Annotated in this window: 2 protein-coding genes; both read left to right on the top strand. The window is 75.0% G+C overall.

Annotation, left to right across the window (positions count from 1 at the left end; translation table 11 throughout):
- Positions 1-6 precede the first annotated feature (6 nt).
- On the top strand, positions 7-4,998 hold the full coding sequence (locus tag ACGFZ2_RS28160; protein ID WP_393458646.1) for a type I polyketide synthase: 4,992 nt from the start codon (positions 7-9) through the stop codon (positions 4,996-4,998).
- Complete coding sequence (locus tag ACGFZ2_RS28155) at positions 4,995-14,510, top strand: type I polyketide synthase (protein ID WP_393458679.1); 9,516 nt, start codon at positions 4,995-4,997, stop codon at positions 14,508-14,510. Before ACGFZ2_RS28160 ends, ACGFZ2_RS28155 begins: the two co-directional genes overlap by 4 nt.
- The last annotated feature ends 27 nt before the right edge of the window (positions 14,511-14,537 follow it).

Here is a 14,537-nt window from a genome sequence, read left to right as displayed (position 1 = left end):
CACCCGATGAGCGACGACAAGCTGCGGTACTTCCTCAAGCGGGTGACCGCCGACCTGCACGAGACCAAGCGCAAGCTGCAGACCGTCGAGGCACGCGACCAGGAGCCGCTGGCCATCGTCTCGATGAGCTGCCGCTTCCCGGGTGGCGTCCACTCCCCGGAAGACCTGTGGGAACTCGTCGCCGACGGCCGGGACGCGCTCACCGAGTTTCCGGACGACCGGGGCTGGGACCTGGCGTCGCTCTACGACCCCGACCCCAACAAGCCGGGCAAGAGCTACACCCGGATCGGCGGCTTCCTCGACCAGGCCGGCGCGTTCGACCCGTCGCTGTTCGGGATCTCCCCGCGTGAGGCCCTCGCCATGGACCCGCAGCAGCGGCTGCTGCTGGAGACGTCCTGGGAGGCCATCGAGCGGGCCGGCATCGACCCGCTGTCGCTGCGCGGCAGCCAGACCGGCGTCTTCGTGGGGCTGAGCACCTCCAACTACGGCATGGGTCTGCCGAACGTGCCCGAGGGCGTCGACATGTACATCGGCACCGGCAACACCACCAGTGTGGCGTCCGGCCGGATCTCGTTCACCCTCGGCCTCAACGGCCCGGCCGTCACCGTGGACACCGCCTGCTCGTCGTCGCTGGTGGCCCTGCACCTCGCGGCGACCGCGCTGCGCCGCCGCGAGTGCGACCTGGCCATCGCCGGTGGCGTCACCGTGATGGTCACCCCCGGCGTGTTCGTCGTCTTCTCCCGGCAGCGCGGCATGTCCGTCGACGGCCGGTGCAAGGCGTTCGCGGCCGGGGCGGACGGCACCGGCTGGGGCGAGGGCGGCGGCGTGCTGGTGGTGGAACGGCTTTCCGACGCCGAGCGCAACGGCCACCCGATCCTCGCCGTCATCCGCGGCAGCGCCCTCAACCAGGACGGCGCGTCGAACGGCCTCACCGCCCCGAACGGCCCCTCGCAGCAGCGGGTCATCCGGCAGGCCCTGGTCAACGCCCGCCTCGGTGCCGCCGACGTCGACATGGTGGAGGCGCACGGCACCGGCACGACGCTCGGCGACCCGATCGAGGCGCAGGCCCTGATCGCCACGTACGGGCAGGACCGCCCCGCCGACCGGCCGCTCTGGCTCGGCTCGGTGAAGTCGAACATCGGCCACACCCAGAGCGCCGCCGGCGTCGCCGGCATGGTCAAGATGGTGATGGCCCTGCGCAACGGCCTCATGCCGGAGACCCTGCACGTCGACGAGCCGTCCCCGCACGTCGACTGGACCGCCGGGGCGGTGTCGCTGCTCACCGAGGCCAAGCCGTGGCCGGAGCTGGGTCGTCCCCGCCGGGGCGGCGTCTCCTCGTTCGGCGTCAGCGGCACCAACGCCCACGTCATCGTGGAGGAGTACCGGCCGCGTACCGCCGCGCCGGAGGCCGCCGACGGTGAGGAGACCGTCGAGGTGGCGGTCGAGACCAGCCGGCGACCCGGCCTGGTCGCCTCCGACGTCCTGGTGTGGTCGGTGTCGGCGCGGTCGAAGGGGGCTCTGGCGGGTCAGGCGGCGCGGCTGGCGGAGTACGTGCGCGAGCGCGGTGACGTGGCTCCGGCGGCGGTGGGCTGGTCCCTGGCCACGACGCGGTCGCTGTTCGATCAGCGGGCGGCGGTGGTCGGTGCGAGCGTCGAGGAACTGCTGGCTGGGCTGGACGCCCTGGCCGCCGGTTCGCCGTCCGGGAACCTGGTCACGGGCACCGTTTCCGGGACGGGTGCGGGGGCGGTGTTCGTGTTCCCGGGTCAGGGTGCGCAGTCGGCGCGGATGGCGGCCGGTCTGGTGGGTCGTACGCCGGTGTTCGACGCGAAGTTGGCCGAGTGCCAGCAAGCTCTCGCCCCTTATCTGGACGTGGACCTGGTGTCGGTGCTCACGGGCGAGGACGAGTCGTGGTTGGAGCGGGTGGAGGTGGTGCAGCCGGTCCTGTGGGCCGTGGGTATCGCTCTGGCGGCGGTGTGGCAGCACGTGGGGGTGGCTCCGGGGGCGGTGATCGGTCACTCGCAGGGTGAGATCGGTGCCGCGTGTGTGGCGGGGATTCTGTCGTTGGAGGATGCGGCGAAGGCGGTGGCGTTGCGGTCGCGGGCGCTGATGGTGCTGCGGGGTACCGGCACGATGGCGTCGGTGGACCTGTCCGCCGACGCGGTGGCGGAGAGGCTGGCCGCGTTCCCGGGTGTCGGGGTGGCCGCCGTCAACGGCCCTTCCACCGTGGTGGTGTCCGGTCCGCCGCAGCCCGTCGCGGACCTCGTCGAAGCGTGCCAGGCCGACGGTGTCCGGGCGCGGCTGATCCCGGTGGACTACGCCTCCCACTCGGTCGCGGTGCAGGACGTCGCGGAACAACTCCGCGCCGACTTGGCTGACATCGCCCCGCAGGAGGGTCACACCCGTCTGGTGTCGACGTTGACGGGTGACTGGGTGGATCCGGTGTCGATGACGGCGGACTACTGGTATGACAACCTGCGGCAGACGGTGCAGTTCGATTCGGCTGTGCGGGTGGCGGTCGCCGCGGGTCACACGACGTTCGTGGAGATCTCGCCGCATCCGGTGCTGACCATGCCGGTCACCGCGATCCTCGACGACGCGGGCGTCACCGGTCACATTCTGGGCAGCCTGCGGCGGGGTGACGACGACGCGACGCGGCTGCTGACCAACCTGGCCACGGCGCACGCCATCGGCCTGCCCGTCGACCTCACGACCGTCCTCGCCGAGACCGACGCTGTCGACCTGCCCACGTACGCCTTCGACCACCAGCGGTACTGGCTGGACGGCAGCGGCGGCGTCGACCTGGAAAGCCTGCTCCAGGGAGCGGCCGACCCGAGCGACGCGAGCTTCTGGGCCGCCGTGGAACGCGGCGACCTCACCGCCCTCGCCGAGACCGTCGCCACCGAGGACACCCCCGCGCACGAGGCCCTCGACGCGCTGCTCCCGGCCCTGCCGCTGCTCACCTCGTGGCGCCGGCAGCGGCGCCGGCAGTCCGACATCGACAGCTGGCGCTACCAGGACACCTGGAAGCCCCTGACCGGCGTCACCAACCGGGGCATGAGCGGCACCTGGGTCGTCGTCATGCCGACCGGCGACATCGTCGAGCCCTGGCAGGACGCCTGCGTCGAGGCATTCACGACGGCTGGCGCGACCCTCGTCCCGGTGGCCGTCTCCACCAGCGACGTCGACCGCGACCTGCTCGGCAAGCTGCTGCAGGAGGCGCTCGCCGCGGCGCCGGGCGGGGACCAGGGGGCCGCCGAGGTGACCGGCGTCATCTCGCTGCTCGCCTTCGACGAACTCGCCCACCCGCTGCACCCGTCCGTGCCCGGCGGCTTCGCCGCCACCGTCGCGCTCTTCCAGGCCCTCGGCGACATCGGCCTGCGCGCCCCCATGTGGAGCGTCACCTCCGGCGCCGTGTCCGTCGGCCGCACCGACCTGCTGCGCTCGCCGGTGCAGTCGCTGGTGTGGGGCTTCGGCCGGGTCGCCGCGCTGGAGCACCCGCAGCGCTGGGGTGGCCTCGTGGATCTGCCCGAGGCCGTCGAGGAGCGCTGCGCCGCCCTGCTGGTCGCGGCCCTCACCGCCGCCGGGGAGGAGGACCAGATCGCGGTACGCCCCGGCGGCCTGCTCGCCCGGCGGCTCACCCGCGTCCCGCTCGGCGACAGCCAGCCCGCGAACCCCTGGCAGCCGTTCGGTACGGCGCTGGTCACCGGCGGCACCGGCGCGCTCGGCGGGCACGCCGCCCGCTGGCTGGCCCGCAGCGGGGTGGAGAACATCGTCGTGGTCAGCCGGCGGGGCATGGCCGCGCCGGGCGCCCAGCAGCTCGTCGACGAGCTCACCGCGCTGGGCGCCCAGGCCACCGTGGTGGCCTGCGACGCCTCCGACCGGGACGCGCTGGCCGACCTGATCGGCGCGATCCCCGCCGAGTACCCGCTCACCACGGTCGTGCACGCCACCGCCGTGCTGGACGACGCCATGATCAACGACATCCGGCTGGAGCAGATCGAGCGGGTGCTCCAGGCCAAGGTCGACGTCGCGTACAACCTGCACGAGCTGACCCTCGACCTGGACCTGTCCGCGTTCGTCATGTTCTCGTCGTTCGCCGGCAGCGTGGCCAGCTCCGGCGTCGGCAACTACGCCCCGAGCAACGCGTTCCTCGACGCGCTGGCCCAGCACCGGCGTGGTCTCGGCCTGCCCGCCACCTCCGTCGCCTGGGGCGCCTGGGCCGGCGGCGGCATGGCGGACGGGCCGCTCGGCGAGCTGCTGCACCGGCACGGCGTACCCGAGATGAGCCCTGACGCGGCCATCGCCGCGCTGCACCAGGCCGTGGACCACGGCGAGGCGTTCCTCACCATCGCCGACATGGCCTGGGAACGCTTCGCTGTCGCCTTCACCGCCACCCGGCCCGGCCCGCTGATCAGCGACCTGCCGGACGTCCGCCGGCTCCAGGCGGCCGAGAAGGTGGCCGGCGTCGAGGCCGGCGACGGCCCGGACTCGTTGCGGGAGCGGTTCGCCGGGCTGCCCGCCGCCGAACGGCTCGCCGTCCTGCTCGGCCTGGTCCGCAGCCAGGTCGCCGCCGTGCTCAACTACCCGTCCGCCGAGTCGGTGGACGAGCACCGGGCGTTCCGGGAGCTGGGCTTCGACTCCGTCACCGCCGTCGAGCTGCGCAACCGGCTCGGCTCGGCCACCGGCGTGGCCCTGCCGGTCACGCTGGTCTTCGACTACCCGACCCCGACGACCCTGGCGGAGTACCTCTTCGCCGAGGTCGCCCACGACGACGTGGTCACCCCGACCGCGCTCCTCGACGATCTCGACCGGATCGCCGACAGCCTCGACGTGGTGGCACGGGACGAGGCGGCGCGGGTGCGGGCCACCGTACGCCTCCAGGCGATGCTCTCCCGGCTCGGCCAGGACAGCGGTGGCAGCGACATCGGCCGGCACCTCGACGACGCCACCGACGACGAACTGTTCGCCATGGTGGACAAGGACCTCGGCATCTCCTGACCCCAGCTCCGGCTCCCCTTCGTCCCTGCTCAGGAAGCGGCACTCCGATGGCCAATGAAGACAAGCTCCGCGACTACCTCAAGCGGGTCATGGCTGATCTCCACGACACCCGCCGCCGGCTCAGTGAGGCACAGTCCCAGGAACTGGAGCCGGTGGCGATCGTGGCGATGAGCTGCCGCCTGCCCGGCGGGGTGCGCAACCCCGACGACCTGTGGGAGCTGCTGCGGGACGGCCGGGACGCCGTGGCGCCCTTCCCCGACGACCGGGGCTGGAACCTGGAGCGCCTCTACCACCCCGACCCCGACCACCCGGGCACCTCGTACGCCCGGGAGGGCGGGTTCGTCGACGGCGCCGGCGACTTCGACTCCGCCTTCTTCGGCATCTCGCCGCGTGAGGCGCTTGCCATGGACCCGCAGCAGCGGCTGCTGCTGGAGACCTCCTGGGAGGCGGTCGAGGCCGCCGGCATCGACCCGGCGTCGCTGCGCGGCAGCCGGACCGGGGTGTTCGTCGGCACCAACGGGCAGGACTACGCCACCCTGCTGATGATGTCGCCGGACGGCGACGAGGGGCACTCGATGACCGGTGGCGCGGCGGCCGTCGCGTCCGGCCGGGTGTCGTACACCCTCGGGCTGGAGGGGCCCGCCGTGTCCATCGACACGGCCTGCTCGTCGTCCCTGGTGGCGCTGCACCTCGCCGTGCAGGCGCTGCGGGCGGGGGAGTGCGACCTGGCCCTCGCCGGCGGCGTGACCGTGATGGCCACCCCGGGCCTGTACATCGGGTCGAGCCGGCAGCGGGCCCTCTCCCCGGACGGCCGGTGCAAGTCCTTCGCCGCCGCCGCCGACGGCGCCGGGTTCTCCGAGGGCGTCGGCTGGCTGCTGGTCGAGCGGCTGTCCGACGCCCGCCGCAACGGCCACCGGATCCTCGCGGTCGTACGCGGCTCCGCCGTCAACCAGGACGGCGCCTCCAACGGCCTGAGCGCCCCGAACGGCCCCGCCCAACAGCGGGTGATCAGCCAGGCCCTCACGAGCGCCCGGCTGTCCACGGCCGACATCGACGTGGTGGAGGCGCACGGCACCGGCACGAAGCTCGGTGACCCGATCGAGGCGCAGGCGCTGCTGGCCACGTACGGGCAGGACCGGGAGGGCGCCGAACCGCTGCTCCTCGGCTCGTTGAAGTCCAACATCGGGCACGCGCAGGCCGCCGCGGGCGTGGCCAGTGTGATCAAGATGGTGCTGGCGATGCGGCACGGGGTCGTGCCGGCGACGCTGCACGTGGACGAGCCGTCCCCGCACGTCGACTGGACGGCCGGCGCCATCGAACTGGCGACCGAGGCGCGGCCGTGGCCCGAGACGGGCCGGGTGCGCCGGGCGGCGGTCTCCTCGTTCGGCATCTCCGGCACCAACGCCCACGTGATCATCGAGCAGCCCGCCGAGCCGGCCGAGGGCCACCCGTCCGACTCCATCCCCGGACTGGTCGCCGCCGACGCGTTCCTCTGGCCGGTGTCGGCCCGGTCGACGGCCGCCCTGGCCGGGCAGGCCGCCCGACTGGCGTCGTACGTGCGGGAGCGGGAGGGCCTGGACCCGGCGGCGGTCGGCTGGTCCCTGGCTGCCACGCGGTCGGCGTTCGACCACCGGGCGGCCGTCGTCGGGTCGACCGTCGACGAGCTGCTGGCTGGGCTGGACGCCGTCGCGGCGGGTCGTCCGGCCGCGAACGTGACCACGGGCGTGGCGTCGGGCGCGGGCGCGGGTGCGGTGTTCGTGTTCCCGGGTCAGGGTGCGCAGTCGGCGCGGATGGCGGCCGGTCTGGTGGGTCGTACGCCGGTGTTCGACGCGAAGTTGGCCGAGTGCCAGCAAGCTCTCGCCCCTTATCTGGACGTGGACCTGGTGTCGGTGCTCACGGGCGAGGACGAGTCGTGGTTGGAGCGGGTGGAGGTGGTGCAGCCGGTCCTGTGGGCCGTGGGTATCGCTCTGGCGGCGGTGTGGCAGCACGTGGGGGTGGCTCCGGGGGCGGTGATCGGTCACTCGCAGGGTGAGATCGGTGCCGCGTGTGTGGCGGGGATTCTGTCGTTGGAGGATGCGGCGAAGGCGGTGGCGTTGCGGTCGCGGGCGCTGACGGTGCTGCGGGGCACGGGCACGATGGCGTCGGTGGACCTGTCCGCCGACGCGGTGGCGGAGAGGCTGGCCGCGTTCCCGGGTGTCGGGGTGGCCGCCGTCAACGGCCCTTCCACCGTGGTGGTGTCCGGTCCGCCGCAGCCCGTCGCGGACCTCGTCGAAGCCTGTCAGGCCGACGGTGTCCGGGCGCGGCTGATCCCCGTCGACTACGCCTCCCACTCGGTCGCGGTGCAGGACGTCGCGGAACAACTCCGCGCCGACTTGGCTGACATCGCCCCGCAGGAGGGCCACACCCGTCTGGTGTCGACGTTGACGGGTGACTGGGTGGATCCGGTGTCGATGACGGCGGACTACTGGTATGACAACCTGCGGCAGACGGTGCAGTTCGATTCGGCCGTGCGGGTGGCGGTCGCCGCGGGTCACACGACGTTCGTGGAGATTTCCCCGCATCCGGTGCTGACCATGCCGGTCACCGCGATCCTCGACGACGCGGGCGTCACCGGTCACATTCTGGGCAGCCTGCGGCGGGGTGACGACGACGCGACGCGGCTGCTGACCAACCTCGCCACCGCGCACGCGATCGGCCTGCCCGTCGACCTGACCGCCGTCCTCGCCGGGACCGACGTCGTGGCGCTGCCCACCTACGCCTTCGACCACCACCGGTACTGGCCGGCGCCGCCGGTCTTCCTCGCCGCCGCCGACGGCACGCCGGACATCGACCGGTGGCGCTACCGAGTCACCTGGCAGGCCGTGCCCGACCTGCCGCTGACCTGGCTCGCCGGCACCTGGCTCGTCCCGCTGCCCGCGGGGATGGGCGACGACCCCCTGGTCAGCGGGGTGCTGGCGGCGCTCGGCAACTTCGGCGCGGACGTCGTACCCGTGGAACTGGACGCCACCGACGAACCGACGGCCCTGGTCGACCGGCTGCGCGCCGCGCTCCCCGGCCCGGACCAGCCCGCCGCCGTGCTCTCGCTGCTCGGCCTGGACGAGCGGGCGCACCCGGAGCACCCGGCGACCTCGCTGGCCGCCTCGGGCACCGCCCTGCTGGTGCAGGCGCTCGGCACGCTCGACGTCGAGGCGCCGCTGTGGTGCGCGACCCGGGGGGCCGTCGCGGTCTCCGCCGACGACCTGCCACCGCACCCGGTGGCCGCCTCCGTCTGGGGGCTCGGCCGCGCCGTCGCCCTCGAACACCCCGGCCGCTGGGGCGGCCTGCTCGACCTGCCGGAGGCCCTCGACGCGCAGACCGGCGCGCTGCTCTGCGCGGCGCTCGGCGACAACGGCGGCGAGGACCAGCTCGCCGTCCGCGACTCCGGGGTCCTCGTCCGCCGGCTCGCCCGGATCGCCGAGCCCGAGCCGACCGCGTCCGGCGACACGGCGGACGACGGCTGGCGGATGCGCGGCACCGTCCTGATCACCGGCGGCACCGGGGGGCTGGGCGGGCACATGGCCCGCTGGGCCGCCCGTTCCGGCGCCGCGCACGTCCTGCTGGCCAGCCGGCGCGGCCCGGACGCCCCGGGCGCCGCCGAGCTGGAGGAGGAGCTGACCGACCTCGGCGTACGGGTCACCGTGGCCCGCTGCGACGTCACCGACCGGGCGCAGCTGGCCGACCTGCTGGACACCGTGCCCGCCGACGCTCCGGTGACCGCCGTGCTGCACACCGCCGCCGTCCTCGACGACGGCATCGTGGACACCGCCACCCCGCAGCGCCTGCACACCGTCGCCGCGCCCAAGTGCGCCGCCGCCGTCCACCTGGACGAGCTGACCCGCGACCTGGACCTGGACGCCTTCGTGCTCTTCTCCTCGGTCGCCGGCACCACCGGCAACGCCGGGCAGGGCGCATACGGGGCGGCGAACGCCTTCCTCGACGCCCTCGCCGAGCGGCGTCGGGCCGAGGGCCGCCCCGCCCTCTCCGTGGCCTGGGGCGCGTGGCGCGGGGCCGGCCTGCCCGCCGACAACGAGCGCGCCCAGCAGCGGCTGCGCCGGGGCGGCATGGTCGGCATGGACCCCGACCTGGCCGTCGAGGCCCTCGCGCGGGCGCTGCGGCGCGGCGACGCGACCACCGTCATCGCCGACATCGACTGGGCCCGGTTCGCCCCCGCGTTCACCCTGGTCCGGCCCAGCCCCCTCATCGGCGACCTCGCCGAGGTGCAGGAGGCGGCCCAGCAGGTCGCGCAGGAGGCCACCGAGGAGGAGCCGGACGCGCCGTCGGGGGCAGCGGCCCGGCGGTTCGCCGGGCTCGCCCCGGCGGAGCGCGCCGCGGCGCTGCTGGAGCTGGTCCGCCAGTGCGCGGCGACCGCGCTCGGCTACGGCGCGGCCGACGACATCCCGGCCACCCGCCCCTTCCGCGACCTGGGCCTGGACTCGCTGACCGCGGTGGACATGCGCAACTTCCTGGCCACCGCCACGGACCTGCGGCTGCCCGCGACGCTCGCCTTCGACTACCCCAACCCGACCGTGCTCGCCGCGCACCTCGACGAACTGCTCACCGGCGTCGCGCCGGACGCCGCCACCCCCGCCCCGGCCACCACGGTCGTGGACGACGAGCCGATCGCCATCGTGGCGATGAGCTGCCGCCTCCCCGGCGGGGCGGACACCCCGGAGCAGTTGTGGCAGCTCCTCACCGACGGCGGCGACGCGATCGGCGAGTTCCCCACCGACCGGGGCTGGGACCTCGACCGGCTCTTCGACTCCGACCCCGAGAACGAGGGCACCAGCTACGCCCGCGAGGGCGGCTTCGTCGCCGGGGTCGCCGACTTCGACGCCGGCTTCTTCGGCATCAGCCCCCGCGAGGCCCTGGCCATGGACCCGCAGCAGCGGCTCCTGCTGGAGGCGTCCTGGGAGGCGATCGAGCGGGCCGGGATCGACCCCCAGGCGCTGCGCGGCAGCTCCACCGGGGTCTTCGTCGGCACCAACTACCAGGACTACCGGAACCTGATGTACAGCGCCGAGGGCGCCGAGGGCCACCTGATGACCGGCAACGCCGGCAGCGTGCTCTCCGGCCGGGTGTCGTACACGCTTGGGCTGGAGGGGCCCGCCGTATCGGTGGACACCGCCTGCTCCTCGTCGTTGGTGGCGCTGCACTGGGCCTGCCAGGCGCTGCGCCAGGCGGAGTGCTCCCTCGCCCTCGTCGGCGGCGTCACCGTGATGTCCACCCCCGGCGTGTTCGTCGGCTTCAGCCGGCAGCGGGGGCTGGCCCCGGACAGCCGGGTCAAGGCGTTCGCCTCCGCCGCCGACGGCACAAGCTGGGGCGAGGGACTCGGCCTGCTGCTGGTCGAGCGGCTGTCCGACGCCCGCCGCAACGGCCACCCGGTGCTCGCGGTGATCCGGGGCAGCGCCGTCAACCAGGACGGCGCGTCCAACGGCCTCACCGCGCCCAACGGGCCGTCGCAGCAGCGGGTGATCCGGCAGGCCCTCGCCAACGCGGGCCTCGCCCCGGCGGACGTGGACGCCGTCGAGGCGCACGGCACCGGCACCAGGCTCGGCGACCCGATCGAGGCGCAGGCCCTGCTCGCCACGTACGGCCGGGAACGGCCCGACGACCAGCCCCTCTGGCTGGGCTCGATCAAGTCCAACATCGGCCACACCCAGGCCGCCGCCGGCGTCGCCGGGATCATCAAGATGGTGCTGGCACTCCAGCACGGCTACCTGCCGCAGACCCTGCACGTCGACGAGCCGACCGACCAGGTGGACTGGACCGTCGGCGCGGTCGAGCTGCTCGACGAGGGCCGCCCGTGGCCGGCCACCGGCCACCCGCGCCGGGCCGCCGTCTCCTCGTTCGGGATCAGCGGCACCAACGCGCACACCATCCTGGAGCAGGCGCCCGAGCCGGCCGAGCCGTCCCCGCCGGTCGAGCCCGCGGGGGACCCGGCCCGGCTGCCGGTGGTACCGGTGCTGCTGTCGGCGCGTACGGCAGCCGCGCTGGCCGCCCAGGCCGACCGCTGGGCCGACCAGCTCACCGGTCCGGCCGCCCCGCGGCTGGTCGACGTCGGCTGGTCGTCGGTGGCCTCCCGGGCCACGCTGGACCACCGGGCCGTCGTCCTCGCCACCGACCGGACCGCCCTGGACGCCGGGCTGCGCGCCCTCGCCGCCGGCGAGGACTCGCCGCTGCTGGTCACCGGCGCGGCCGCGTCCCGGCCGAAGGTGGCGTACCTGTTCTCCGGGCAGGGGGCCCAGCGGGCCGGGATGGGCCGCGAGCTGGCCGAGGCGTTCCCGGTCTTCGCCGCCGCCCTCGACGAGGTCTGCGCCGCTCTCGACCCGCACCTGCCCCGCCCGCTGAAGCCGGTGCTCCTCGCCGAGGCCGGCACCCCCGACGCGGAGCTGCTGGACCGGACCGAGTTCACCCAGCCGGCGCTCTTCGCCGTCGAGGTGGCGCTGTTCCGGCTGCTGGAGGCGTGGGGCGTCCGCCCCGACGCGGTCGCCGGGCACTCCATCGGCGAGTTCGCCGCCGCCCACGCCGCCGGGGTGCTGTCCCTGGCCGACGCCGCCGAGCTGGTCGCCGCCCGGGGCCGGCTGATGCAGGCACTGCCGGCCGGCGGGGCGATGCTCGCCATCGCCGCCAGCGAGGCCGAGGTGACCGCCGCGCTCGGCGACCGCGTAGACCGGGTCTCCGTCGCCGCCGTCAACGGCCCGACCGCCGTGGTGGTCTCCGGGGCCGGCGACGCCGTCGAGGAGCTGGCCGCCGAGTGGACCGCCCGGGGCGTCCGGATCCGGCGCCTGACGGTCAGCCACGCGTTCCACAGTCCGCTGATGGAGCCGGTGCTCGATGACCTCGCCGCCGTCGCCGGCCGCCTGCGGTACCAGGCCCCGACCGTCCCGATGGTCTCCACCGTCACCGGCGCGCCGGTCGACGTGACCGAGATCGGTACGCCGGAGTACTGGGTGCGGCACGCCCGCGACGCGGTGCGCTTCGCGGACGCCGTCGCGGCGCTGCGGGACCGCAACGTCACCGGCTACGTCGAGGTCGGCCCGGACGGGGTGCTCACCGCCCTCGCCCAGGCCGTCCTCGCCGAGGGCGCCCCGGCCGGCGGCCGGGCGCCGCTGGTCGTGCCCGCGCTGCGCCGGGAGCGTCCCGAGGCGGTCACCCTGCTGCGGGCCGTCGCCGCGCTGCACGCCCACGGCGTCTCCCCGGACTGGTCGGCCCTGTACGAGGGCGCTGGCGCCCGGCGGGTCGAACTGCCCACGTACGTCTTCGACCGGCAGCGCTACTGGCCGGAGCCGCCGCCCTGGGCCGCGCTGGCGGTCGAGGACGACGGCACCGAGGTCGAGCGCCGCTTCTGGGCGGCCGTCGACGCCGAGGACTTCGACTCGCTGGTCCGCGATCTCGAGGTGGACCGCGACCAGCCGTTCGGGACGGTGCTGCCCGCCCTGTCGGCGTGGCGGCGGCGCGGGCGGGAACGCTCCCTCGTGGACGGCACCCGGTACCGGGCGGTCTGGGAGCCGCTCGCCGAGCCGCCCGCGGCGGAGGAGTCCGGCCGCTGGCTCGTGCTGCTGCCCGCCGACCGGGCGGACGACCCGGACCTGAACTCCTGCACCTGGGCCCTCGGCGGGGACGTCACCACCGTGCCCGTCGACACCGCCGCCGATTCGGACGAGCTGACCGGGGGATTCGCGGCCGTCCTCACCGAGGCGCTCGGCGCGGCCGACGAGCCGCTGTCGATCCTGTCCTTCCTCGGCCTCGACGACGCCCCGCACGCCGAGCACCCGGCGCTGCCGCGCGGCCTCGCCGCGACCGTGCACCTGCTCCAGCAACTGACCGACCTGGACGTTCCGGCCCGGCTCTGGTGCGTCACGCAGGGCGCCGTCGGCGTCGGCGACGACGACGTCCCGCTCAACCCCCGACAGGCGATGCTGTGGGGCCTGGGCCGGGTGGCCGCGCTCGAGCAGCCCGCCCGCTGGGCCGGGCTGGTGGACCTGCCCACCACCATCGAGGCGTGGACGGCGATGCGGCTCGGCGGCATCCTCACCGGCGGTGGCGTCGAGGACCAGGTGGCCGTCCGCGACTCCGGCGTACTGGTCCGGCGGCTCGTCCCCGCCGTCACCACCGGGGAACCCGAGCCGTGGCAGCCCCGGGGGACCGTGCTGATCACCGGCGGAACCGGTGCGCTCGGTGGGCACGTGGCCCGCTGGGTGGCCGGCGCCGGCGCGGAACGGGTGGTGCTGACCAGCCGACGGGGCACTGACACCCCGGGAGCGACCGACCTGCTCGCCGAGCTGACCGGCCTCGGGGTGGACTGCCGGGTCGCCCGGTGCGACGCCGCCGACCGGACCGCGATGGCCGACCTCCTGGCCGACCTGCGGCGGGAGGGGCCGCCGCTGCGCGCGGTGGTGCACGCCGCCGGGGTCAGCGAGGTGGTGCCGCTGGCCGAGACCACCCTGGAGGACCTGGCGTACGTCATCGCCCCGAAGCTGTCCGGCGCCGAGCACCTCGACGAGCTGCTCGACGGCGTCGAGCTGGACGCGTTCGTGCTCTTCTCCTCCATTTCCGCCGTGTGGGGCAGTGGCGGGCAGGGCGCGTACGCGGCCGGCAACGCCTACCTCGACGCGCTCGCCGAGCGGCGGCGCGGCCGGGGCCTGGCGGCCACCTCCGTCGCCTGGGGGCCGTGGACCGAGTCGGGCATGTACACCGACGGCGCGGCGGAGCAGTTGCGCCGCCGCGGCCTGCGGGTGATGCCGCCGGGCGTGGCGATGGCCGGGCTGCGGCACGCCCTGGCGGCCGGTGACACCTGCGTCACCGTGGCGGACATCGACTGGGCCGTCTTCCAGCCGCTGTTCACGTCGCTGCGGCCCAGCCCGCTGCTGGCGGACCTGCCGGCCGTACGCGCGCTCGCCGCCGCCCCCGCCGCCGGGCCGGACGTGCCCGCGCCCGTCGCCCGGGACCTGCTTGCCGGTCTGCGGGCGCTGCCCGGCGACGAGCGGCGGGCCGCGCTGCTGGACATGGTGCGGGTCGACGCGGCGAAGGTGCTCGGCCACTCCTCGGCCGACGTGATCGACACCGACCGGGGCTTCCTGGACCTCGGCTTCGACTCGCTCACCGCCGTGGAGCTGCGCAACCTGCTCTCCGCGGCCACCGGGCACGACCTGCCCACCACGGTCGTGTTCGACTACCCCACCCCCGAGGGTCTCGCCGACCACCTGCACGAGGAACTCTTCCCCGACCACGGCGGGACCGTCGGTGGCGGGGGCGACGAGGAGTCGGTCCGTCGGGCCATCGCCGGGATCCCGCTGGACCAGCTGCGGCAGGCGGGCCTGCTCGACCAGTTGCTCGAACTGGCCCGCACGAGCGCCGGCCCGGTGGCCGTCGCGCCCGCCGCCCCGGCCGCGCCGCCCGCGCCCGAGGCACAGATCCGCGAACTCGACGTCGCCGGCCTGGTCAGGATGGCTCTGGAAGGCTCCGACTCGTGACCCGGCCGGCCCTGAGGAGCCTTCGAT

Source organism: Micromonospora sp. NPDC048063 (assembly GCF_043202855.1).
Taxonomy (GTDB): domain Bacteria; phylum Actinomycetota; class Actinomycetes; order Mycobacteriales; family Micromonosporaceae; genus Micromonospora.
This window is presented reverse-complemented; position numbering and strand designations above follow the sequence as displayed.

Coding starts and splice junctions, on each gene's coding strand:
- ACGFZ2_RS28160 (WP_393458646.1), top strand. CDS start 7: ATGAGCGACGACAAGCTGCGGTACTTCCTCAAGCGGGTGACCGCCGAC.